The sequence below is a fragment of the Prosthecobacter vanneervenii genome, assembly GCF_014203095.1.
Classification (GTDB): domain Bacteria; phylum Verrucomicrobiota; class Verrucomicrobiia; order Verrucomicrobiales; family Verrucomicrobiaceae; genus Prosthecobacter; species Prosthecobacter vanneervenii.
The window spans coordinates 132,818-154,839 of sequence record NZ_JACHIG010000004.1 but is presented as its reverse complement, the minus strand read 5'-3'; the positions used below and the strand labels follow the sequence as shown (position 1 = coordinate 154,839).

Here is a 22,022-nt window from a genome sequence, read left to right as displayed (position 1 = left end):
CCCGGCTTTTTTGTGGGGTGGGATGGCGGCAGGGCGGCTCGGCTTTGCCGCGGAGGCAGCGGAGTATTTGAATGTCATGCTCTTTTTGCTCTCTGCGCACGACTTACGAGAAAGTGATGGGCTCCGACGACGGCTGGCTGGGGACAGCCAGCCCTACCTGTGCCGCGCATGCGTAGGCTGAAGGCTGGCGCACGATGAAGTCCACATAGTCCTCTGTGTGCCACCCAGCTTGCGCGACTGCCCAGAAGCCGCACAGGGGACTGTGCGGACCACTATGCTGCCGCCTTCGCGAAGGCCATGGAAGGTATCGCGACTGATGGGGTTATATCAATATTTAAAACGTAGAGAGCTGTGTGGAAGAGGTGAAATGAGGGTATGGCGGAGCGGATCCTTGTTCCGCAGGAACAAGGCTACTTTTTGACCGGCAGAAACTGGACGGCGTCGGCGATGACGACTTTGCCGGGTTCGGTGGCTTCGTTGGAGATGCGGACCCAGCCGGTGCGGCCGGCTTGGAAGCGGAAGGTGCCGAGGGTGCGGAAGAGATGGGCGTGCTCGGGCTCCTGCTGCTGATTGATGACGACTTTGGTGTCGCCATCGGCGTGGTGAATGGTGACGGGGGTTTGGGTGGAGCGGCGGATGTTGTAGCAATGGGACAGACGTACCTCATACCAGCCTGCTGCGGGCAGCGTGGGAGTGAAGGTGACGGACTTGGTTCCCTTCCCGGCTTTCATGTCGTGAATGTAACCGAGGCCGACGTAGGGCGGGGTGTGGGTGGAATACTGCCAATCGCCGACGAGGTCGGCGCTGGTTTCGTCAACGACGATGCCCGGCAGTGTGGCAGGATCTACCACGATGTATTGGACCATCTCGGGGCGGTCCACTTCGCCGGGAGGGTGGATGTTGGCGAGGGCCTTGGGGTGGGGCTTGAGGGCTTCGGCGGCGAGGGCGGCGCTGAGGAGCATTACTGCCGACAAAGTATGCAACCGAAGTTCTATCATTTTTACAAAATCAATTCTCCACGTTCTAAGGTTAGTTTTGTAACGGACTGGAAAGTTTCAAAGACAGGCACTCTCAGTCTAGCTGCGAATTTAATGATCTTCTCTTTCAAGTCAGCTGGTGTTTCCATTCCAATCAATAGTTCGCATATGGATTCGTGCGGGACATGAAGTAGCCGAACTGGGGTTCCTGGAGGGTTCTCTGCTTTCAATTCGGTGAAATTGATTGGCCCGTTACGTTCCCAATAAAATGTGATTCGTGACTCTTCTTCGTAAGCCCATTCAGGCGATTTATAGAAAGGTATCCTTGGCCCAAGCCCCTGAATTTCCTCTTCAAAATCGATTCTGGCGAGACCATAAACAACAGGCCTAAGCTTTGTCTTTTGGAGTGTCTCATCAGCAAAGAAAGGATGGCTCCTGTCAAATCCAACACAGAACCCAGTGTGTCTCTGGGCATAATGAGACCACATCAAAGAGCTGTTCCAGCGATCGGATAAACTTAGAACTCCAAGTTTTTTGCCAAATTTATCTATAATATCCTGAGTAAACTTGGTTAGCTCCTTTGAACCCTTTCTGCCCACGCACGCTAGCTCTTCGTCGATAGCAGACTGAACTCCTTGCCTTTCAATCTCTCTAATTGATGGATCACTGATCTTTTCGATTCTCTGGAGCTCTGACTGAAATGATGAAATTAAATGCTGTTCGTACCCCTTGAGCACGTTAAAGTTAACCAACTCAAATGGGTCGTTGAGTGAACGAGGCTGGCTGAACCTCAATTTGCCATCTTCTATATAAGAATCACGACTCGGTGGGAGGAACTTGTAAATCGGGTCAATCATAACGGTGGTGCACGAGGTCGTCTTATTGCCCGGTCTTCTCATGGACTAGGTAGCCAAGAAGGTTGATGAAGTTTTTCTCATCGAGCGTCTGGCCGAAGACGGGGGGCATGAGGGACATGGGGGTGGTGGTGTCTTTGGAGAGATCGTTTTTTGAGATGCGGTGTTCCTGGCCGGCGGCGTCGGCGAGGATGAGGACCTGGCCGGCTTCGCCTTTGAGGAAGCCGCTGAGGGTGGTGCCGTCTTTGAGGATGAGGGTGTGGAGGTGAAAGTGGGCGTCCACGTTGCGGTTGGGGTCGAGGATGTCCTCGCAGAGGCGCTCGGGGCCGCGTGCGCCGATGCCATCGAGCTGCGGGCCGATGAGGCCGCCGGTGCCGCGGATCTGATGGCAGACGGCGCAGTTCGCGGTGAAGACAGTCTTTCCTGCGGCGATGTCCGGCCTAGCTTTGGCGTAGGCGGCAGAGCGTGTGGCGATGAGTGTATCGAGCTGCTGACGCTGCTCGGGTGAAACGGGCAGCGGTGGTGGTGCGGGACGTGGTGGCAGGTAGGCGGAGAGCTTTTCCCGCAGCACAGCGGGTGCGGTGTGCTGGAGCAGCATGGCGAGAGTCTTGAGCGCGGTGCGGGTGCTGTCCTCGCTCTGGAAGTCGTTCACGCTGACGACGGCGGGCTCGATGCGGGTGATGCCGAGCCAGGCGTAGGCTTTGCCGTCATCGCCATCAACGATCTCAAGGTGCACGGTTTTGCCGGTGTGTTTGGAAAGGTCCAGCTCTTCGCGGCGGCAGTCGTTGTGGCGGCGTGGGAACACGCTGGCGAGTGTGGTGCCGCTTTGTGCATCGACGACTCGCACGAGGTTTTTGTCATGAGGTTTGCTGGTGGGTGGTCCGCGATGACCGTTGATCCACACGGTGAGTTTGGCGGGTGCGGTGAAGTCTTTGGATTTGAGAATGCCTGTGCGCTTTTCTTCATCGCCGCCTCCTTTGGCCATGCTTTGGAGCACCTGCGCCTCGGTGCCGTCGGTGCATTTGCGGGGCTGCAGGGACCATTGGGCCTCGCCAGAGGAGGTCCAGGCGGGGGCGGGTTGTTGCTGTGCGGAATCGAGGAGCTGGGTGGCGAGTTGTTGAGCCCATTGGAGCAGCTCGGGATTGGCGGGAGCGCCGCGCTCGGTGAGGCCGTTGTGGATGGCGGTGAGCTTTTGAATGGCCGAGTGGGTGTCGGATGATTCCGATGATTTGCGGGCGAGTGCAATCGCCTGCTCGACGAGCTTGGACTCGCCATAACGAGCCACGTGAAGAAACATGGCCTGCTGCTGTTCTACATCCTTGGATGATGCAAACTGATCCCAGAGAAACTGGGAGGCTTCTGCTGAACGGGCGCTACTGACAAGCTGCACCATGTCTGCATTCTGGCTGGCTGGAATCTTGACACCCTGCAGTGCCAGACAGCCGTTCGGAACTTCCAGGCAGCTCCGCAGAGCGATCATGATGGCGAGACGCAGCGAGGGATCTTCATGCGGAACACGCCCGAGATGCATCAACATGGGAGCCACAAATTCCGGTGCTGGATGAGAGGCGATCGCCTGAGACAAAATGCGCAACGTAGCGGTCTGTGTTGTCGTGATTTCGCGTGCGGTCAGCACCATTGCTGCCTTCGCCTCATCTGGCCAGTAATCCAGAGCCGCAAGGAACCTCACGCTCGCATGCCTCCAGGTGAAGTCCCGTTCTTCAAGAAAGTTGGCGGCTCCCATGGCCACTCTTGCGCGGTCACCTTCATTGCCTGTGCGAAGTCCGACCCAGGTATTGGCCTCTATGGCTCGCCGGTCTGTGGTCTGTGGATGCAGCGCTTCGTAGCAATTGCCACACCAGGCAAAGTTTTCTGTCTTCCAAAGTTCCGGTGACTGCGCAAACCAATCCGTGGCAATCTTGCGCTGCGGAGGACTGCCTTTTTCCAGAACAAGCCTCATCTTTTGGGAACTGCTCGCGTACTCGGCCCACTCCGTTGAACTCACTGTGTGCTTCAAATTCACCACCCGCCAGATCCTCCCTCTCTCCTTGTCTCTTCCCGGATGATCCAGCGGCACTTCGTAGTGGCCGATGATCTTGTTGTAGAAGTCGGCGATGTAGAGGGCGTTGTCGGGGCCGAGCTGGAGATCGACGGGGCGGAACCAGGGGTCGTCGCTGGTGATGAAGTCGGGCTGCTCGTTGGCCTTGGGTGTGGAGCCGGTGAAAGTGACAGTGTCGTGGTTCACGCGGGAGGTGACGCAGTTGCCGACGAGCATGTGGTCGTCCCACTCGGGGCCCCAGACGCCGCCGTCGATATAGACGATACCGCAGATGCCGGTGGAGCCGTGGCTGTGCTGGCACATGACGGGGGCGAAGCCGAGGCCGTCGTGCGGCTTGCCAAAGCTGGGGTAGCAGGCGCCGCGGATGAGCTGGTAGATGGGCGAGCTGTGGCAGTCGGCGCTGTAGAGATTGCCGAAGCGGTCCCAGCAGAGGCCGAAGGGATTGACCTGGCCATGCGTCCAGATTTCCACGCGTGAGCCGTCGGGGCGGAAGCGGAAGACATTGCCGCTGTGCAGCTCCAATTCAGAGGTGCCTACGGAAAGCACGGAAGACACGGAACCGGATTTCTTTTTTTCTGTGTCTTCTGTGTGTTCCGTAGGCTGTCTCACCTTCAACTTGCTGGTGTTGTTGAAGCCGTGGGTGGCGTACACCCAGCCGTCGAGGCCCATGCGGAAGCTGCTGCACATGCCGTGGGTGTCTTTTTCATAGCCGAGGGGGCCGAAGAGAATTTCGCGGTGGTCGGCTTTGTCATCGCCATCAGTGTCGGCGAAGTACCAGATGTTGGGGATGCTCCAGGCAATGCATCCGGCTTTGTGCTCGGGCTTGTGCCAGGGGAGGACGCCGGTGGGGATGTTGAGGCCGTCGGCGAAGTCGGTGACTTTGTCTGCGCGGCCGTCACCGTTGGTGTCTTCGAGGATCTTGATGGCATCGCGACTGTGTTTGACGCGGGTACCCTGGGGGTCTGACCAGCGGGCCTTGTCTGCGGCGTAGGGGTACTCGACGGTGGAGGAAACCCACAAGCGGCCGCGTGCGTCGAAGGCCATGTTGATGGGCTTGTTGATCAGGGGCTCGCTGGCGAAGAGCTGCACGGTGAAACCCGGCGGCACGTGGAGTCCTGAGCGTTCCTGATCGGGGGTTAGTGCGTCTGTTTCACGAACGAGACGCATTTTGTCCTCGGCGGCGTGGAGGCTGGCGGCGAGGGTGCCGAGGATGAGCAGGCTGCGGAGGAATGGCATGAAGGCATTACAGCGCAGGCGCGAGGGTTCGTTCAAGAAGGGATTCGGGGGAGGATGGGATGAAAGGGGGATGCAACGCGAATGAGCCGCGAATATCCGCGAATTGATTGAAATGGCGCTGGGGGAAATATGCGTTGGGGAAGCGCGTGGTTGGTTGGGTGTGAAGGAAGCCGCACAGGGGACTGTGCGGACCACTATGCTGGCGCCTTTCGCGGAGTGCCGTGTGCTAATGCCGCGCAGAGGTGCAAATAGAGTTCATTCAAATGGGCTAGAGAGAGCATGCGCCGGTGTCGCAGGTGACGTCGGTGATCTGGCGTTTGATGTGGTCGTCGCTGCGCAGGCGGAGGAGGCGTGAGAGGGTGATGCGGTTGGTCGAGATCCAGTGCACGACTTTGCGGGCGATGGGCTGCAATGCGGGGCTGGCGAGGCGGAGTGACCACTCGCGGAATTCGCACAGCGCCCAGAGGCAGGTGACCCAGGCACCTGCGCCCTGCCAGAGAGAGCCGTCGTCTCCCATGACGACGATTTCCTGATCGGCGCGCAGGCTGGGAAGATCGGGGCAGAGGCGGAGTGCCTGGGGTGAGTCGTAGGGCAGAAAGTGCAGCCGCACATACGCGGCCTGTTCGAGCATCCAGCGGCGGAAGCGCGAGCAGAGGCCGCAGCGGGCATCGTAGAAGATGATGAGGGTGTTCATGGTATTTGGTTGCGGTTTGGTTTGTCCATCAAGGCCCGAGTCCATGCGGCGACTGTTCCGGTGGCGCAGGTGCCCAGTGCGTAGGGCAGAGCAGCCTTGTCCAGCGCCCGCCAGATACTTTCCATGAGGCTTTGATACTCGAATAAAGAAGAAACAGCGATGGCGAAAACCCCGGCCACAATGATGAATGCAGACAGGAATCCGCACAGTGCCGCAGTAAGTGGTCTGCGCAGCTTTGAGCGGTCATTGACGCAGAGATCCACCGGCAGAAAAACCGCCAGCCATGCTGCCAACACGACAATGGCGGTCCACGCTGTGATTAACACGATGTCATCTGTGTGCGGTGGCATGACAGCCCTTGCTGCAAGCACTGCACCCGCCCACCAGGCGATGTTGCACGCAATCCAGCCGCACAACATCGCGAGGAACGAGAGCTTCATTTTGCGGAGAAACGTTTTCATTACAGGGTGTCCAGGATGTCGTGGGCTTTGCTGACGCGGTTCATGGCAGGCACGGGAGGAGGCAGGTGGGCGAGGGTGGCGCGGCGGCGCATGCGGGTGAAGACGTAGAGATTGAAGAAGTGCATGCCGCCGAGCATGAGGAGCACGACGCCCATCTTGCCGCTGAGCGCCTCAAAGACGCCGCGTGCGGCCTCGATCTCCTCGGTGGTCTTGAGGTAGAGCGAGACGAAACCGATATTGATGAGGTAAAAGCCGACGACGAGCAGGTGGTTGACGCTGTCTGCCAGCTCCGTGTTTCCGTGAAAGCAGTCCACAAGGAAGATGCGACCGTTTTTGTGGAGGGTGCGCGCGACCCAGACCGTCATGCTGACGGCGAGGATGAGGTAGAGGCTGTAGGTGATGACGGTGTGGTTCATGGCGGTGTGTCGGTTTGCGTTTTGTTTGTTCGGTAGTTTCAGTATTTTCTGAAACATAAAGGCATGAAAAAATTAGCCGAGGAGGCGCATGGCCCACTGGAGGGCGGAGGCGTGCTTCATGGAGATGACGGTGTCTGCCACCTTGACGCCGAAGCTGAGGAACTCGTCGAGGTCCTTCATCTGCTGGTGGAACTCCTTGCCGGGGCCGACGGTTTCGTCCTTGGTGCGGGCGGCGCAGTCGCGCAGGAGGTGGATGGCGGGCTCGATCTCGCGGCGCTTGCGCTCCTTGGAGATGGTGATGAAGATTTTCCAGACGTCTTTTTCAGCCTCGAAGTACTCTTTGCGGTCGCCTTTCTTGGTGATGATGCGGACGAGGTTCCAGCTGACGAGGTCTTTGAGATTGGTGTGGGCATTGCCGCGGCTGATCTCCAGTCGCTCCATGACCTCGTCTGTGCACATGGGCTCCGGGGCGGTCATGAGCAGGGCATGGATCTGGGCCATCGTGCGATTGATGCCCCACTGGGTACCGAGCGAGCCCCACTGGATGACGAATTCCTCGCGGGCTTTTTCCCATTCTGGCAGTTCCTTGCTCACGTTTTCAATGAAAACTGAAAATTCCGAAAGGCAAGTGAGGAGTTGAGTTTTTTGCCAAGGGCTATTGTGGTTCCCCAAATTGCTTCCCTGAACGACGTGCTGGTCAATTTACGCAAACGTGGGATGTCCAAAGGCGGGAGTGCCAGTGGGTGTCCGCAGGCTCTTCCACCTCAGCCCACGACGAGACGCTCGAAAGCGGCAGCTCCACTCGTTCCTCGTTGCGCAGCCGCACTCCAAATAGATCTCACGGGCTGAGGCGCGCTTTGACCCAGACGCCGTTTTCCTTGCGGTAGCGGATGCGGTCGTGGAGGCGGCTGACGCGGCCCTGCCAGAACTCGATCTCATCGGCGAGGAGGGTGTAGCCGCCCCAGTGGGGAGGGCATGGGACCTGGCCTTCGGGGTATTGGGCTTTGATCTCGGCATCGCGCTGCTCCAGCCATTCGCGGCCGGGGATGACCTGGCTCTGGCTGGAGGCCCAGGCACCGATCTGGTGGCCGTAGGGGCGGACGGCGAAGTACTGCTCGGCATCGGCGCGGTCGAGCTTGGAGATGCGGCCCTTGAGGCAGACCTGGTGGTGGCGGCTGGCCCAGAGGAAGCAGGCGGCACCGCGGGAGTCGGCGGCGATCTCGTGTCCCTTGCGGCTCTCGTAGTTGGTGTAGAAGTGGAAGCCGCGCTCGTCGATGCCTTTGAGGAGGACGGTGCGGACGGTGGGGGTGCCGTCGAGGCCGTTGGTGGCGAGGCTCATGGCGTTGGGCTCGGGGAGCTTGTGCTCAAGGGCGTCATTGATCCAGAGGGTGAAGAGCTCCACGGGATCGGCGGGGGCGGTGTGCTCGTCGAGCTCGCCCTGATTGTAGCTCACGCGGAGGTCAGGCAGGTTCGGTTTGTCAGTCGGGTTCATTCGGGTTAAAAGAAACGCACACCAACCGGCCTGCGCTACGTCAGCTTTGGCCTTTTACGCACTCTTTTGCCATCCATGCCCTCCAACGTCACCGGCGTCATTCAAGATCTTGAACGCGTGCTGCTCAGCCCGGAGCAGATCGCGGCGCGGGTGGCTGAGATGGCGGCGCGGCTGAATGTGGAGCTGGCAGGGCGTGTGGTGACGGTGGTGGCGCTGATGGACGGCGGGCTGTTTTTTGTGGCGGATCTGCTGCGCAAGCTGGAGATGCCGGTGCGCCTGCACACGCTGAGCGCGAGCAGCTACCAAGGCGGCACGGCGACGACGGGCGAGGTGAAGGTGAACTGGCCCGCCACGCTGAACCTGCACGGGCAGGATGTGCTGCTGCTGGATGACATTCTGGACACGGGGTTGACGCTGGGGGCGATCACCGAGCGCATCCTGGAGCAGGAACCTGCGAGCCTGCGCACCTGCGTGCTGCTGAGCAAGCGCCGGCCACGCCTGCGCGAAGTGGTGGCTGACGCGGGCTTTGAGATCGATGATGAGTTTGTGGTGGGCTACGGCATGGACTTCCGGGGCCGCTTCCGGAATCTGCCGTGCATCGGAATCCTGAACCTGGACCCAGCATCATGAAGCTGCGCGTGCTGTTTTTCTCCGTCCTGCGGGACATCACCGGCACGGACGAGATCTCTGTGGAAGTGCCTGCCGGTGCTACGATGGGCGAGCTGCTGGCACAGGTAGAAGCGCGGTGGCCAAAGATCGCTGAATGGCAGGGAAGCCTGCTGCTGGCGCTGGACCAGACCTATGTGAAGCGAGATGAGCCGCTGCATGACGGCGGTGAGGTGGCGATCATGCCGCCGGTGCAGGGGGGGTAAGGGGGAAGGGGAAGTGAGTTGTACAGATCACCGCGCTTTACGCATCATTTGCATCTCCTCGGCGTCCCGGAACCAGTGTGTTTGCGACGTGCCAAACCCTGTCTCACGCGAGGCATGCAGACGACCTGCTGCGGAATGAATTCCGCGCTCCTAAAGCGCTGCGATTGCGGGCGCTATCTTAGCTTTTTCACGCGTTGGGATTTCACGCCAGCAGGTCTTTGACCACGTGGCCGTGGATGTCGGTGAGGCGGTAGTCGCGGCCTTGGAAGCGGTAGGTGAGGCGCTCGTGGTCGAAGCCGAGGAGGTGCATGACGGTGGCCTGGAAGTCGTGCACGTGGACTTTGTTTTCAGCGACGCTGAAGCCGAGCTCGTCGGTGCTGCCGTAGTCGAATCCGGCCTTTACGCCGCCGCCGGCCATGAAGAGGGTGTAGCAGTCGGGGTAGTGGTCGCGACCCAGGACGGCGCTGGCGGCGGTGCGGCCTTCGCGGAAGGGGGTGCGGCCAAATTCGCCGCCCCAGATGACGAGGGTGTCCTCCAGCAGGCCGCGCTGCTTGAGGTCTTTGATGAGGGCGGAGACGGGCTTGTCAGTCGCAGCCATCTTGGCGGTGAGGCCGGTGGTGATGCCGCTGCCCTCGCTGGTGCCGTGGAAGTCCCAGCCCCAGTCGAAGAGGTTCACAAAGCGGACGCCTTTTTCCACGAGGCGGCGGGCGAGGAGGCAGTTGTTGGCGAAGCTGGATTCGCCAGGCTTGGCGCCGTAGGCCTCGATGACATGCTGCGGCTCCTGGGAGATGTCCATGACCTCGGGCACGCTGGTCTGCATGCGGAAGGCGAGCTCGTACTGGGCGATGCGGGTGACGGTTTCCGGATGGCCGAACTCAGCGACCTGCTGCTGATTAAGATCTTGCAGCGCGTCGAGAGTCTTGCGGCGCATGGCGCGGTTCATGCCGGCGGGGTCGCTGACGAAGAGGACGGGGTCTCCCTTGCTGCGGCACTGCACGCCCTGATAGACGCTGGGGATGAAGCCGCTGCCCCAGCAGCCCTGGCCGCCGCTGGGCTGGGTGCCGCTGGAGATGAGAGCGACGAAGCCGGGGAGGTCCTGATTTTCTGTGCCGAGGCCATAGGTGGCCCAGGCGCCCATGGAGGGGCGACCCTGGCGTGCGTGGCCGGTGAAGAGGAGCAGCTCTGCGGGGGCGTGATTGAACTGGTCCGTGTTCATGGAGCGGACCATGCAGATCTCGTCGGCGATGGTGTGGAAATTGGGGCAGGCGTCGCTCATCCACATGCCGGCCTTGCCGTATCGGGCGAAGGTGCGCGGGGTGCCCATGAGCTTGGGGACGCCGGTGGTAAAGGCGAAGCGCCGGCCTTTGAGAATGGAGTCGGGGCAGTCCTGGCCGCTGCGTTTTACGAGCTCGGGCTTGTAGTCAAAGAGGTCGAGGTGGGGCGGCGCGCCCGACATGTGGAGGTAGATGACGCGCTTGGCCTTGGGGGCGAAGTGGGTCTTCTTGGGGATGAGCGGATTGTCCGCGACCATGGCGGCCCCAGCCTTCTGCTGCATGGCATGCATGGCGATGGCTCCGAGGCTGAACTGGCCCGCATGGCCGAGGAACTGGCGGCGGGTTTTGAGCTGGAGAGAGTCGTGGAGAATGGGGTTCATGCGTGCGTGTCAAAGATACGCACGGAGACGCAGCTCCTTTGCCAGCCAAGCAGGATTTACCATGCCTACCAGCGCCAGGAGACGTAGGCCATGGCATTGTGCAGGTTGGCGGCTCCGTCGAGCAGGTGTCCCTGGTAGTTCAGGCCGAAGGCCCAGCCGCTGTTCAGGCTGACCATGACACCTGCGCCGAGACCGAGGCCGTTTTGCGACGCGCCGCCTGTGCTGGTGCGAGTGACGACGCCCGGCACGCCGGCGAGGGCCACATTGGAGACGCTTCTGTCATTGAGATATTGTTTGTCCCAGGAGAGGCGCACCTGAGGAATGATGACGCCCCAGCCGCGATCAAACTGTGCGCTGCCCTGCCAGCCCACCCGGCCCTGGATGGTGTCTGAGCGCTGGCGGTCCACCGTCACGGCACCGGGGCCGGTCTCGGTGTAGGGATTGGTGGTGGCGTGGGCGTAGTTCACACCGACAAAGGGGCCGTGCGTGAAGCGACCGGAGATGAAGTTGTGGCCTGTATTGAACTGCACGGTGTGCACGGTGCTGTACGGGCTGGAGATGGCCGCGCCACGGATGACGCTGTGGTCGAGCATGGTGGCGGCGTAGAGGAGGTCCAGATAGGTGCCGCCGCGCTGATAGGTGGCATAGCTGGCGAGGGTGAGGCCGTCGGTATTGACCGAGGCGATGCCGCCAGCCACGCGAGTCTGTGCTGTCAGTGCGCCCATCCCGACCCCGAAGGCGAGATGATCGGTGAGCGTCAGCTCCATGCCCAGGGTACCGCCGTAGGTGTTGCTGCGGAGGGCTGACGCGCTGGTGAGGCCGGCGTAGCCGTAGTCGAATGAAGAAAAGATGCGGAGCTGACCTGCGCGGGCACCGGTGGTGAGACCGACAAGGCGGGGCGGCGAGCCGGGGCCGTCGCCTTCGCCGAGCACCACCTGCTCATCCTCCGCAGCGAGATCCACCAGCACGGTGTTTTGATTGGCGGTGCCCCCCTGGCCGGAGCGCACACGGAAGAGGCGCATGGCGAAGTCTTCCAGCAAGGCGCTGGTGCTTTGGAGTGCGAGGCTTTGAAGGCTCTGCGCGGTGAGCACTGCATCTGGCGGCACCACGGGCACCACCACGACCACCTTGGTGCCTTCGAGCAGGTATTTCAGGGCGTCGGTGCCGCTTTGGGCGGTCCAGGTGCTGCCGTTGTTTGACGAGGTGAGAAGAGAGGTGCCGCTCACACTGGAGTAGATGCCGCCCGCGTCGGTGGTGCCGTCCGCGATGTTTCGAAACCGGATGCCTGGAGGGCCTCCATGGCTCAGCGGATCGGTGAGGGAAAGGACCACCCAATAGGTGGTGTTGGCAGCCAGCGCGACAGCGGCGGGAAGGTCATTGCTGAAGTCCTGAAAGCTGCCCTCGGTGAATCCCACCCGGATCTGCACGCTGCCCACGAGCGTGTCCGGCGCGGAGCTGGCGGAGGTGAAAAATTCTGCGGTCAGATAGCGGCCGCCGCCGTCATTGTTGCTCGCCTGCACCGTCAGGAAGAGGTCTGAGTAAGCGTCCGCGCCGGTGGTGAAGTCCCAGGCAACCCGCTGCGACTGGTCATACAGGTTGAAATTGGTCAGCTGGTTGGGCTGGCCGTAGTTTGAGATCAGCGTGTCGAATGGCACCTGCGCATGGCTGGCACCGGCCAGGATGAGGAAGACGAGGGCAACGAGTGCGGAGATGCGGGCAGACAGCATGGAAAGGGGGAGGAGGCTGAAATGTTTCAGCCTTGTACTTCCAGCGGTCCGCCCGCTTCAAGCCCTAGTCAGGCACCCCCCACCAAAGGGGGGCGGTGTGTCAGCGGCGCATCAGGAACTCGTCGAGGTTCATGCAGAGAAAGCCCCTTTCATGGTCCGGTCATCCTTTTGCGCAGCAGGGCGGAATCACGTTTGGCGTGATAAACGGCGAGGATCCAAAGGCTGTCTTCACGGATCTCGTAAATGACCTGAAACGGGAAACGGCGCATGAGCACTTTGCGATAAGGGGCCAGCACGACCCGATGCATTTCAGGACTGGCCTCGATGCGTGACAGACATTCTTCCAGCGCCCGGACAAACTCGGAACCCAGGCCTGGCTCGCAGTTTTCGTACCATCGACGCGCGTCATCTGCATCACAGAGCGCGCATGGCGAGAGGACGGATTTTTTCATGGGTCACTGTCCTGCCAGCAGCCGTGCCTTGGCCTCGGCCCATGGGATACCAATGGACGAATCGGCCGCCATGGCAGCACGCCGCTCATCAAGCTCGGCAAGCTGGGCACTGCTAAGCGGGAAGTCCACGTCTTCCGCCACCATGGAGTCCCAGATGTCCTCCACCAGCTGGATGCGCTGCACCACTGGCATCTGACGAATCTGTTCGAGTGCGATGGTCATGGTGAAAGATGATCTCCCAGTGGCAAAGAGCAATCGACGATTTGGCCCTGCGAATCAGCGGCGCATCAGGAACTCGTCGAGGTTCATGATGACGTTTGCCACGGCGGTCCAGGCGGCGAGTTCGGGGATGTTGGCGTCTTTGGGGGCGGGGCCGAGGGGTTCGGTGGCCATCTTGGTGGCGTCGGGGAGGTCGGCGCGGTAGGTGGTGAGGGAGTCGTCGTAGAGCTTGGTGAGTGCTGCGGACTCATGAGCGGCGGGAGCGCGGGAGAGGCAGAGCTTGAAGAGGAGCGCGAGGCGCTCGGGGGTGGTCTTGGCTTCGGCGACGAGGCGGCGGGCCATGGCCTGATTCGTCTCGATGAAGACGGGATCGTTCAGGGTGACGAAGGCCTGCAGCGGAGTGTTGGTGCGGCTGCGGCGGATCATGCAGACTTCGCGGTTGCCGGCGTCGAAGGTGGTGAAGCTGGCATAGGGGCTGTTGCGGCGGACTTCGGTGTAGAGGCTGCGGCGGTGGGCGTCCTCTCCGGGGCTCACGGTCCAGTCATTGCTGCGGCCAAAAGCGGTGGTGAGGCCGAGATTGGGCGTCATGGGGCGGACGGGCGGGCCGTACATCTTGGGGCTGAGGAGGCCGCTGACAGCGAGGGCTTGATCGCGCAGCAGCTCGCCGGTGGGGCGGAAGCGCGGGCCGCGAGCAAGGAAGCGGTTGTCGGGGTCGCGCTCGTTGAGCTCGGGCGTGCTCTTGGAGGTCTGCTGGTAGGCGGCGGTGGTGAGGAGGAGCTTGAGGATGTGCTTGATGTCCCAGCCGCTGTCCATGAGCTCGGCGGCGAGCCAGTCGAGCAGCTCGGGGTGCACGGGCAGGTCTCCCTGGCTGCCGAACTCCTCGCTGCTGCGGACGATGCCGGTGCCGAAGATGCTTTCCCAGAGGCGGTTTACGGTAACGCGGGCGGTGAGGGGATTGTCGCGGCTGACGATCCAGCGGGCCATGGTGAGGCGGTTGCGCGGAGCGTCCTTGGGCAAAGGATTGAAGGCAGCGGGGGTGGCCTCGGTGACTTCGTCACCGAGGGCCTGCCAGTTGCCACGAAGCTGGATCTTGGTGATGCGGCGCTGCTTGGGGTCGAGATCGCGCATGATGGGCACGGTAACGGGCTTGATAGCGGCGAGCTCTTTCTGTGCGGCGGCAAGGCGGGTGCGCTGTGAGGCGGAGGCTTTGGACACATTGCGCACAAAGTAATCCACCACGGTGTGCTGCTGCGCGGGCGTGCGCTTGTCCTTGGGCTGGGCGAGCGCGGCGACGACCTCCTGCAGGACCTTGGCGGCCTGCTGCACGCGGGCGTCCCCAGTGTAGCTGAGGCGGAAGCTGCCGAGGGTGTGCTGCTTGTGCTCGCTCTTTTGGGCAAGGGTGATGCGCAGGCGCGCGCCCTGGGGTATCATGACCGGAGTGGCGGCGAGGAGGGTGAGGGTGTGCGGCTTGTCAGTGGCTCCGGAGACGGCCCAGCCCTGCTGCTTTTTGTCCTTGGGCTTGAGGATGGAGCTGGCGGTGAAGCCGCTCTGCTCGTAGTCGGCCAGAGCGGTGGTGAAGGTGACCGCCACGGGGCCGCTGGTGGCAAAGGTTTTGTCTTTGTCCGGTGCGGGGGTGGGGTCGCTCTTCCAGAGGGTCTGGCGTTTTTCATCGAGCAGGAGCACGCGGAAGCCATCGAGGCGCTTGCCGGTGCCGCCGTCGGTGCGGTTCCAGACGACGACGCGGTCCACGGGTTTGGATTCTTTGAGATCGACCTCCCACCAGGGATCTTTGTCACCGTCGGCGGTGTGGGAGACGCTGCCTTTGGCGTAGTCGCCTTCGGTGCCGCCGTCGTTGGCGCGGCGGGCGGCGGCATCGGTGTAGGTGCTGCTCTGGGAGGCCTTGCCGGAGGGGGCGATGTTTTGACTGCCGCTGAAGACCTGCACCTCGGCGAGCTGGAGCATCTTTTTGTCCCCGGGAAGCTCGACGCGGACGTAGCGTGCCTGCGGCGGAGGTGCGGCATCGGCACGCACGATTTCCGCCTTGAGGTCAGTGAGGACGAAGTTGCCGAAACCAGCGGCTGGTATCGTCTCCAGGCGCAGGGCGCTGAGCTTGTCGCCGGTGGCGGGGAGTTCGACGGTGTAGGTGTCGGTGTCGGTGTTTTTGGGGATGGAGACGGTGCCGTCGGCAGCGATGGCGGCGGTCTGTTTTGACTGCGTACTCACCTTCGCGGGCGGCGGTGTCTGCCAGCCGAGATCGCGGGCAAAGCCCTGGTCCCAGGCATCGAGACCGGCGAGCCATGCGGGGGCGGGGGAGGAAAACTGTTTCTCCAAGGTGTCGATCTCGCGTTTCAGGTTCGCGCGTTTTTGAATGAGTTCGGCGGTGTCAAAGCTGTGCAGAGGCACCTCGTCTTTCTTGTCGCTGTCGGCGCTTTGATTGAGGAAGGCGTAGAACTGGAAGTACTCCTTGATGGTGATGGGGTCGTACTTGTGCGTGTGGCACTGGGCGCAGGCCATGGTGGTGCCCATCCAGACGGCGAAGGTGGTGTTGACGCGGTCGATGATGGCGGCATTGCGAAACTCCTCGTCGTCCGTGCCGCCTTCGTTCTGTGTCATCGTATTGCGGTGGAAGGCGGTGGCGATGAGCTGGTCGTCGGTCGGCTTGGGCAGGAGATCGCCGGCGAGCTGCTCGATGGTGAACTGATCGAAGGGCATGTTCGCGTTCAGGGCGCGGATGACCCAGTCGCGGTAGGCCCAGATCTCGCGGGGCTGGTCGCTGGGGTAGCCGGAGCTGTCGGCATAGCGGGCGAGATCGAGCCACTGGCGGGCCCAGTGCTCGCCGTAGGCGGGTGTGGCTAAGTAATGCTCTACCACCTTGTCATGGGGCTGCTTTTCCAGAGCCTCCAGCTCTGCGGGTGTGGGTGGCAGGCCGGTGAGGTCCAGCGCGGTGCGGCGGATGAGGGTGGCCTTGTCTGCCTGCGGGGAGGGCTGCAGCTTTTCCTGATTCAGGCGCTGAGCCAGGAAAGCATCGACCGGATTGGAGGAGGCTTTCCATTCGGCATTCTGAATGCCAGAGGCAGCCATCTTGGGCGCGGCCGGTTTGACCACCTTTTCGTAGCTCCAGTGATTTCCCCAGGGCGCGCCCTGCTTGATCCACTCGGTAAGCAGCGCGATCTGCTGGGGCGGGATGGTCTTGTGCTGCTTGGGCGGAGGCATGACCTCGTCGGGATCCTTGCTGATGATGCGCTGGAGGAGGGCGCTCTGCTCGGGCTTGCCGGGGACGACGGCGATGGTGCCGTCGTTGTTCTTTTTGGCACTGGATTCGTCATCGAGACGCAGGCCGGCCTCGCGCTTCTTTTCATCGGGGCCGTGGCAGAAGAAGCAGTTCTCACTCAGGATGGGACGGATCTCCCGGGAGAAATGGATGGGACGCGGGGCCTGCTGCGCAGAAGCGGTGGCTGCGGCGGCGAGAAGAACGATGAGGGGAACGCGGGTCACGCTGTGTCATACGCCGGAGAAGCGCCATTCTTGATGCACAGCGGCATTCTCCATGCAGGGAGCGGAGGCAGGACGCCCTTACTGGCTGAGGGTGGTGTTGTACCGCAACTCGTCGCCGGACATGACGATAAAGCGCATGGCCCCGGTGATCTCGGCATCGCCCATGGCACCGATCTTGAAAAGGCGGCCGCGGAAGGCGCCTTTGGTGGGGCTGACGCCATCGCGGAGATTGACGATGGAAGCCTTTTCGTCTCCAGGCACGATGAACGCGGCACCTGCGGCGCTGGCCATGCCTGCCACGCTGGTGATCTCCTGGGCATTGCGGCGGTCTTTTTGATCTTCGGCGCCCTGGCGGGCTCCCCCGAAGGAAATCATGGCGATGGCGGCCATGAGACCCAGGACCATGAGGGTGACCAAAAGCTCAACCAAGCTGAATCCGTGTGCGGAAGAGCTGGTTTTTTTGAGTTTTCGATGGCCAAAAGTCATATTCTTTTATAAATATTATCTTAGTTACAGTAATTTTACAAATTGTTTTCTGTCATGCTCGCCGGGACACCAGGCTGTCCGCAGGCCTATTCCGTGGGTTTTGGCGAGGGGCTGACCTAGGCTTTTAGGAGCTGTGCAAACCCCGGCTTTACCTTCGGCCAGCGCCCGCTACCATGCGCGCCCTTTTCCCCAGCCAAATCATGTCCGCCGTCCCCACCGCCGCCCAGATCCGCCAGAGCTTCCTCGATTTCTTCAAGGAGAAGCAGCACACCATCGTACCCAGTGACAATGTGGGCTACACCAGCCGCGACGGCGCACGCATCTTTACCAATGCGGGGATGAACCAGTTTGTGCCGATCTTCCTAGGCGAGCGCAGCGCGGACGTGGACACCTGGCCCGGCGTGCTGCACAAAGGACTGCCCACCCGTGCGGCGGACACTCAAAAATGCATCCGCGCCGGCGGCAAGCACAACGACCTGGAGGATGTGGGACTGGACACCTACCACCACACGCTCTTTGAGATGCTGGGGAACTGGAGCTTTGGCGATTATTTCAAAAAAGAAGCCATCTCCTGGGCTTGGGAGCTGGTGATTGAGCGCTGGAAGTTCCCGCCGACCCGCGTGTTTGCGACCATCTACCAGCCGGACAAGTCCAAGAACGACCCCGCCGAGCGCGACCAGGAAGCCTGGGACATCTGGGCGGAGAAGTTCCGCAGCATCGGTCTGGATCCCGAGATCCACATCGTGAACGGGAACAAGAAGGACAACTTCTGGATGATGGGCGACACCGGCCCCTGCGGCCCGTGCACGGAGATCCACATCGACCTGACCCCCGGCCCGCGTGACCTGGACGAAGAGCGCCAGCGCGCCGGAGCCAAGCTGGTGAACGGCAGCGACGCGAGCTGCATCGAGATCTGGAACAACGTCTTCATTCAGTACAACGCGACGCCCGAAGGCACCTTCGAGCCGCTGCCCGCCAAGCACGTGGACACGGGCATGGGCTTTGAGCGTGTGTGCTCGATCATCCAGGGTACCAAAGGCTTCACCGACTTTGAAAACGCGAAGATCAGCAACTACGACACCGACGTGTTCAAGCCGATCTTTGACGAGCTGACGAAGCTAAGCGGCAAGGAATACAAGAGCACGCTGCCGAAGGCGAATGAGCAGGGCCATGTGGTGCCAGTGAGCGAACAGGAAAAAATCGACGTGGCCTTCCGCGTGATCGCCGACCACCTGCGCACGCTTTCGTTTGCGATTGCCGATGGCATCCAGCCCGGGAACAGCGACCGCAACTACACGCTGCGCCGCATCCTGCGCCGCGCGGTGAAGTATGGCCGCACACTGGAGTTTAAGGAGCCGTTCTTCTACAAGCTGGTCGATGTGCTGGCCGCGCAGATGGGGGATGTGTTCCCCGAAGTGCGCACGAAGAAGGAACAGATCAAGAGCGTGCTGAAGCTGGAGGAGGAGAGCTTTAACCGGACTTTGGACAAAGGTATCGCGCTGTTTGAAAAAGCAGTTTCGCTGGCAAGTTCAAACGACACCACCCCATCAAAAGGTTCTGACGGCCTGACTTATAGCACCAAGGATGGCGAACTGATCGTCTCGAAAAAGAACGCTGATGGTTCCACCACCAAGATGATTTCTGGTGAACTCGCATTCCGACTCTATGACCAGGAAGGCTTCCCTTTCGATCTGACCGAGCTGATGGCACGAGAACAAGGTCTGGGCATTGATAGAGCCACTTTCAACGAACTCATGGAAGAGCAGCGCGAACGCGCTCGCAAAGCTGGCGAGAAAAACAAGCAAGTCGTCTCCGTCTCTGAAATCGAAACCAAGGCTCCGACGAAGTTCATCGGTTACGACGCTCTCGAAGCCGACGTCAAAGTCCTCGAAGTCGTGTCGATGAAAGACAAGACCGCCGTCGTGCTCGATGTCTCCACCTGCTATGCCGAGATGGGCGGGCAGATCGGCGATGCGGGGCAGCTCATTCTCGGAGCCAACACGTACCCGATCAATGCCACGACGAAGGTGGGCAACACCTGGCTGCACTTCCTGGATGGTGACGAAGCTCCCGCTGTGGACAGCACCGTGAAGCTCATCGTCGATGCGCCACGCCGTCATGCCATCGAGCGCCACCACACGGTGACGCACATCCTGCACTGGGCGCTGCATGAAGTGGTGAGCAAGGACGCCACGCAGAAGGGGTCCAGCGTCACTCCGGACAAGCTGACCTTTGACTTCAACAGCGGCGCGCTGACTGCGCAGCAGATCGCCGACATCGAGCGTCTGGTGAACGAGCGCATCGTGGCCAACGAACCGGTTTCCTGGACGGAAGTGCCGTATGTGGAAGCGAAGGCCAACAAGGGCATCATGGCCCTCTTCGGCGAGAAGTACGGCGACCTCGTGCGCGTGGTGCAGATCGGCGGCCAGCGCAACAAGCTGGACGGCTGGAGCATGGAGCTGTGCGGTGGTACGCACACGCGCAGCACGGGCGAGATCGGCCTCTTCCGCCTCGTGGGAGAAAGCGCCGTGGCCGCCGGGGTGCGCCGTATCGAAGCGATCGCCGGACTGGAAGCCTACAATGCCGCCCGTGCTGATGCGGAGCTGCTGAAGCTGCTGGCCGGCAAGGTGAGCGCGCAGGGTGCTGCGGATTTGGAGAAGAAGCTGGAGCAGATTCTGACCCAGCAGAAGGAACTCGAAAAAGCTCTGAAGGCGGCGCAGCAGCGCGAAGCCTCCACGAAGGCCCGGGAACTGATGGCCAAAGCCGTCATCAACAACGCCATCGTGGTGCACCTGGGCGATGTGGATGCGGACTACGCGGTGGGCGTGGCTGAGGCGCTGAAGGCCTCGTTCAACGGCATCGTGGTGCTGGGAGCCACGGGCGGCGGCAGCGTGGCGCTGATCGCGAGCGTGGCGAAGGAGCATCAGGGCAAGGTGCAGGCCGGGAAGATCATCCAGGGCATCGCGCCGATCGTGGGCGGCAAGGGCGGCGGCAAGCCGGACTTTGCACGCGGCGGCGGCAAGGATGTGTCGAAGGTGGATGCGGCACTGGCTGAAGCGCGGAAGCTGATCGGCGCGTAGGCTTTCTGACATTGGCCCTGGCAGCTTTTCAAGATGCGCGTGTCTGCACGCGTATCTTGAGGATGCGCGCCTGTCCCCCTGTCCTCTCCCGTCGGCAACCACCACGGGGGCGCTGCTCGCGGGTGCTGCGGCTCAAGCGGTGCCTGCGAAGAAAAAGGTCGTCGTCATCGGCGGAGGCATTGGCGGGCTGAGCTGTGCGTATGACCTGATGGAGCGCGGGCATGACGTGACGGTGCTGGAGGCAGCACGACGCACGGGCGGGCATGTGAAGACGATCTATGATCCGCTGCCAGACGGCCTGTATGCGGATGTGGGGGCGGAGCAGTTCACCGATCCCGGCTATGACACCTACCGCGAGTGGGTGCGAAAGTTTGACCTGCCCGTGCTGACCTATGAGCGGCGGCGGAAGATGTACTCCAACGTGCGCGGAAAATGGCGCACGGAGGAAGAGCTGGCGGATGCGAAGACGCAGCGGGAATTTGGCTTTAACGAGCGCGAGGTGGCCTACATGCAGGAGCATGGGTGGAAGAACCTGTCCCGCCTGTTCTTTGGGCCGATGGCGGAGAAATTTAAGGACGAGTACCAGCCCTTTGGCGTGGGGCTGGACGAGCTGGACCACGTGGTGCTGGGCGACTGGCTGGCGGAGCAGGGCGCATCTGAAACGGCGCGCGGCTTCTGCGGCGGCTCGCGGCTGAGCAGCAAGGAGAAGCCCGCCACAGAGAGCGATGTCTCGGCGCTGTACCGCATCTGGCAGGAATCCATTGTGAAGATGCGCGGGCTGCCGGTGTTTATACCAGTTCTCGAAAAGCCTGTCACATTGCCCGGGCGGCGGAGCGGCCCCATTGGCTGCGTTGGTCGCTTGCCTGTTATTTTCAAATAGCAGGCGGCGCTCCCGCCTTGCCACTGGGGCCGCTGCGCTCGCCGGTTCAATCGGACATTCTTTTCGAGAACAGGTCTAAGCGCGAGGTGTTCCGGCTCAAGGGCGGCAACCAGCTGCTGCCGGACACCTTTGCCAGGCTGCTCGGTGAGCGCGTGCGGAAGAACTGCAAGGTGACCACGCTGACGCATGATGCGGGCGGAGTCGCAGTCACCTTCACCGAAGGGCCGGACAAGAAGGAGCAGACGCTGAAAGGGGACTATGCGGTGATGTGTGTGTCGCCGCTGATGATCGCGGGCATCCAGGTGACGCCAGGCTGGCCGGAGGCGAAGAAGTTTGCGCTGGAGCACACGCCGATGGGCATGCAGTCGCGCATCGTACTGCAGGCGAAGACACGCTTCTGGGAGGGCGACACGCTGCCAAGCATCAACCTGGAAACGGGGAACAGCACCATGGGGCTGGTGTATGAATGCGCAGGCGAGGTGCCTGGAGAGAGCTGCGTGCTGATGGGCAGCGGCCCACCCGTGCTCTCGGCGGAGGATGCGCTGGCCGCCTTCCGGAAGTTTTATCCTGGCCACAACAAGGACAGCATCGAGCGCGCCATCGTGCATGAGTGGTGGAAGGAGGAGCCGCTGGCCTTTGGCTGTGAGCGGCATGCCTTTGCGCTGGGCAAGCTGGCGCGAATCTGGCCGCACCTCATCCAGCCGGTGGGGCGTGTGCACTTTGCGGGAGCTGCGTATGACAATCTGCCGTGGGGACAGGATGCGGCGACGCGGTCGGCAAGGCGGGTGGCGCTGGCGATTGATGGGGTGTGAGGCCAAAAGTACGATGGACACTCCTGTCCGTCGATGAGCGCTTTCGCCAACCGCACTGTGATCAGGTTGCCAAAGAAGCATCGAGCCTGTGCCCGCTGCATGTCGAGTGTGAACCCACATGCCAGCGGTAACGCTGACCGACGGGCAGGAGTGCCC

General features: G+C 61.6%; 19 protein-coding genes. 5 read left to right on the top strand and 14 right to left on the bottom strand.

The genetic code is table 11. The features are described from left to right. Positions 1–410: 410 nt before the first annotated feature. The 8 genes from HNQ65_RS10725 to pdxH all read right to left on the bottom strand — a co-directional run bounded on the left by HNQ65_RS10725 (position 411) and on the right by pdxH (position 8,189). Entirely contained in the window at positions 411–962 is a 552-nt protein-coding gene (locus HNQ65_RS10725; RefSeq protein WP_221306122.1) for a golvesin C-terminal-like domain-containing protein, read from the bottom strand. Positions 963–1,000: 38 nt separating this feature from the next. Continuing rightward, positions 1,001–1,834 (bottom strand): DUF2971 domain-containing protein, encoded by an 834-nt coding sequence (locus tag HNQ65_RS10720; protein WP_184339524.1) that lies wholly within the window; start codon positions 1,832–1,834, stop codon positions 1,001–1,003. 22 nt (positions 1,835–1,856) lie between these two features. After that, positions 1,857–5,126 (bottom strand): PVC-type heme-binding CxxCH protein, encoded by a 3,270-nt coding sequence (locus HNQ65_RS10715; protein WP_184339523.1) that lies wholly within the window; start codon positions 5,124–5,126, stop codon positions 1,857–1,859. Positions 5,127–5,394: 268 nt separating this feature from the next. After that, positions 5,395–5,820 carry a thiol-disulfide oxidoreductase DCC family protein gene (locus HNQ65_RS10710; protein WP_184339522.1) on the bottom strand — a complete coding sequence of 142 codons (426 nt, stop codon included), beginning with the start codon at positions 5,818–5,820 and terminating at the stop codon, positions 5,395–5,397. Then, positions 5,817–6,281 carry a hypothetical protein gene (locus HNQ65_RS10705; RefSeq protein WP_184339521.1) on the bottom strand — a complete coding sequence of 155 codons (465 nt, stop codon included), beginning with the start codon at positions 6,279–6,281 and terminating at the stop codon, positions 5,817–5,819. The genes HNQ65_RS10710 and HNQ65_RS10705 overlap by 4 nt, the downstream gene beginning before the upstream one ends. Next, the gene (locus HNQ65_RS10700) at positions 6,281–6,697 is read right to left on the bottom strand and encodes a hypothetical protein (RefSeq protein WP_184339520.1); all 417 of its coding nucleotides are present in this window, start codon (positions 6,695–6,697) and stop codon (positions 6,281–6,283) included. The genes HNQ65_RS10705 and HNQ65_RS10700 overlap by 1 nt, the downstream gene beginning before the upstream one ends. A 72-nt stretch (positions 6,698–6,769) precedes the next feature. Further along, on the bottom strand, positions 6,770–7,291 hold the full coding sequence (locus HNQ65_RS10695) for a GbsR/MarR family transcriptional regulator (protein ID WP_343076558.1): 522 nt from the start codon (positions 7,289–7,291) through the stop codon (positions 6,770–6,772). A gap of 244 nt (positions 7,292–7,535) precedes the next feature. Beyond that, on the bottom strand, positions 7,536–8,189 hold the full coding sequence (gene pdxH / locus HNQ65_RS10690; protein ID WP_184339519.1) for a pyridoxamine 5'-phosphate oxidase: 654 nt from the start codon (positions 8,187–8,189) through the stop codon (positions 7,536–7,538). Between the two features lie 75 nt (positions 8,190–8,264). On the opposite strand from pdxH, the gene HNQ65_RS10685 reads away from it, so the two are divergent. Both HNQ65_RS10685 and moaD read left to right on the top strand, forming a co-directional pair. Further along, positions 8,265–8,819 carry a phosphoribosyltransferase gene (locus tag HNQ65_RS10685; protein ID WP_184339518.1) on the top strand — a complete coding sequence of 185 codons (555 nt, stop codon included), beginning with the start codon at positions 8,265–8,267 and terminating at the stop codon, positions 8,817–8,819. Further along, complete coding sequence (gene moaD, locus HNQ65_RS10680) at positions 8,816–9,061, top strand: molybdopterin converting factor subunit 1 (RefSeq protein WP_184339517.1); 246 nt, start codon at positions 8,816–8,818, stop codon at positions 9,059–9,061. The genes HNQ65_RS10685 and moaD overlap by 4 nt, the downstream gene beginning before the upstream one ends. Before the next feature lie 202 nt (positions 9,062–9,263). On the opposite strand, the gene HNQ65_RS10675 is transcribed toward moaD, so the two are convergent. The 6 genes from HNQ65_RS10675 to HNQ65_RS10650 all read right to left on the bottom strand — a co-directional run bounded on the left by HNQ65_RS10675 (position 9,264) and on the right by HNQ65_RS10650 (position 17,094). After that, positions 9,264–10,715 carry a DUF1501 domain-containing protein gene (locus HNQ65_RS10675; protein ID WP_184339516.1) on the bottom strand — a complete coding sequence of 484 codons (1,452 nt, stop codon included), beginning with the start codon at positions 10,713–10,715 and terminating at the stop codon, positions 9,264–9,266. Positions 10,716–10,780: 65 nt separating this feature from the next. Further along, positions 10,781–12,442 (bottom strand): autotransporter outer membrane beta-barrel domain-containing protein, encoded by a 1,662-nt coding sequence (locus HNQ65_RS10670; protein WP_184339515.1) that lies wholly within the window; start codon positions 12,440–12,442, stop codon positions 10,781–10,783. Positions 12,443–12,591: 149 nt separating this feature from the next. After that, entirely contained in the window at positions 12,592–12,894 is a 303-nt protein-coding gene (locus HNQ65_RS10665) for a type II toxin-antitoxin system RelE/ParE family toxin (protein WP_184339514.1), read from the bottom strand. A 3-nt stretch (positions 12,895–12,897) separates the two neighbouring features. After that, positions 12,898–13,116, bottom strand: coding sequence for an addiction module protein (locus HNQ65_RS10660; protein ID WP_184339513.1), 219 nt, complete (start codon positions 13,114–13,116; stop codon positions 12,898–12,900). A 54-nt stretch (positions 13,117–13,170) separates the two neighbouring features. Continuing rightward, positions 13,171–16,608 carry a DUF1553 domain-containing protein gene (locus HNQ65_RS26665; RefSeq protein WP_343076557.1) on the bottom strand — a complete coding sequence of 1,146 codons (3,438 nt, stop codon included), beginning with the start codon at positions 16,606–16,608 and terminating at the stop codon, positions 13,171–13,173. Positions 16,609–16,686: 78 nt separating this feature from the next. Next, positions 16,687–17,094, bottom strand: a complete 408-nt coding sequence (locus HNQ65_RS10650; protein ID WP_281382079.1) for a type II secretion system protein — start codon at positions 17,092–17,094, stop codon at positions 16,687–16,689. A gap of 200 nt (positions 17,095–17,294) precedes the next feature. On the opposite strand from HNQ65_RS10650, the gene alaS reads away from it, so the two are divergent. The 3 genes from alaS to HNQ65_RS10635 all read left to right on the top strand — a co-directional run bounded on the left by alaS (position 17,295) and on the right by HNQ65_RS10635 (position 21,866). After that, on the top strand, positions 17,295–20,174 hold the full coding sequence (alaS, locus tag HNQ65_RS10645; RefSeq protein WP_184339511.1) for an alanine--tRNA ligase: 2,880 nt from the start codon (positions 17,295–17,297) through the stop codon (positions 20,172–20,174). A gap of 139 nt (positions 20,175–20,313) precedes the next feature. Beyond that, positions 20,314–21,054 (top strand): FAD-dependent oxidoreductase, encoded by a 741-nt coding sequence (locus tag HNQ65_RS10640; RefSeq protein ID WP_221306121.1) that lies wholly within the window; start codon positions 20,314–20,316, stop codon positions 21,052–21,054. A 17-nt stretch (positions 21,055–21,071) separates the two neighbouring features. Continuing rightward, the gene (locus tag HNQ65_RS10635) at positions 21,072–21,866 is read left to right on the top strand and encodes a flavin monoamine oxidase family protein (protein ID WP_246438096.1); all 795 of its coding nucleotides are present in this window, start codon (positions 21,072–21,074) and stop codon (positions 21,864–21,866) included. The last annotated feature ends 156 nt before the right edge of the window (positions 21,867–22,022 follow it).

Bases quoted from the DNA above. Each gene is read 5' to 3' on its own strand.
- HNQ65_RS10710 (WP_184339522.1), bottom strand. From the start codon at position 5,820: ATGAACACCCTCATCATCTTCTACGATGCCCGCTGCGGCCTCTGCTCG.
- HNQ65_RS10650 (WP_281382079.1), bottom strand. From the start codon at position 17,094: ATGACTTTTGGCCATCGAAAACTCAAAAAAACCAGCTCTTCCGCACAC.
- HNQ65_RS10720 (WP_184339524.1), bottom strand. From the start codon at position 1,834: ATGATTGACCCGATTTACAAGTTCCTCCCACCGAGTCGTGATTCTTAT.
- HNQ65_RS10670 (WP_184339515.1), bottom strand. From the start codon at position 12,442: ATGCTGTCTGCCCGCATCTCCGCACTCGTTGCCCTCGTCTTCCTCATC.
- HNQ65_RS10675 (WP_184339516.1), bottom strand. From the start codon at position 10,715: ATGAACCCCATTCTCCACGACTCTCTCCAGCTCAAAACCCGCCGCCAG.
- HNQ65_RS10725 (WP_221306122.1), bottom strand. From the start codon at position 962: ATGCTCCTCAGCGCCGCCCTCGCCGCCGAAGCCCTCAAGCCCCACCCC.
- HNQ65_RS10660 (WP_184339513.1), bottom strand. From the start codon at position 13,116: ATGACCATCGCACTCGAACAGATTCGTCAGATGCCAGTGGTGCAGCGC.
- HNQ65_RS10700 (WP_184339520.1), bottom strand. From the start codon at position 6,697: ATGAACCACACCGTCATCACCTACAGCCTCTACCTCATCCTCGCCGTC.
- HNQ65_RS10705 (WP_184339521.1), bottom strand. From the start codon at position 6,281: ATGAAAACGTTTCTCCGCAAAATGAAGCTCTCGTTCCTCGCGATGTTG.
- HNQ65_RS10685 (WP_184339518.1), top strand. From the start codon at position 8,265: ATGCCCTCCAACGTCACCGGCGTCATTCAAGATCTTGAACGCGTGCTG.
- moaD (WP_184339517.1), top strand. From the start codon at position 8,816: ATGAAGCTGCGCGTGCTGTTTTTCTCCGTCCTGCGGGACATCACCGGC.
- alaS (WP_184339511.1), top strand. From the start codon at position 17,295: ATGTCCGCCGTCCCCACCGCCGCCCAGATCCGCCAGAGCTTCCTCGAT.
- HNQ65_RS10665 (WP_184339514.1), bottom strand. From the start codon at position 12,894: ATGAAAAAATCCGTCCTCTCGCCATGCGCGCTCTGTGATGCAGATGAC.
- HNQ65_RS10715 (WP_184339523.1), bottom strand. From the start codon at position 5,126: ATGCCATTCCTCCGCAGCCTGCTCATCCTCGGCACCCTCGCCGCCAGC.
- pdxH (WP_184339519.1), bottom strand. From the start codon at position 8,189: ATGAACCCGACTGACAAACCGAACCTGCCTGACCTCCGCGTGAGCTAC.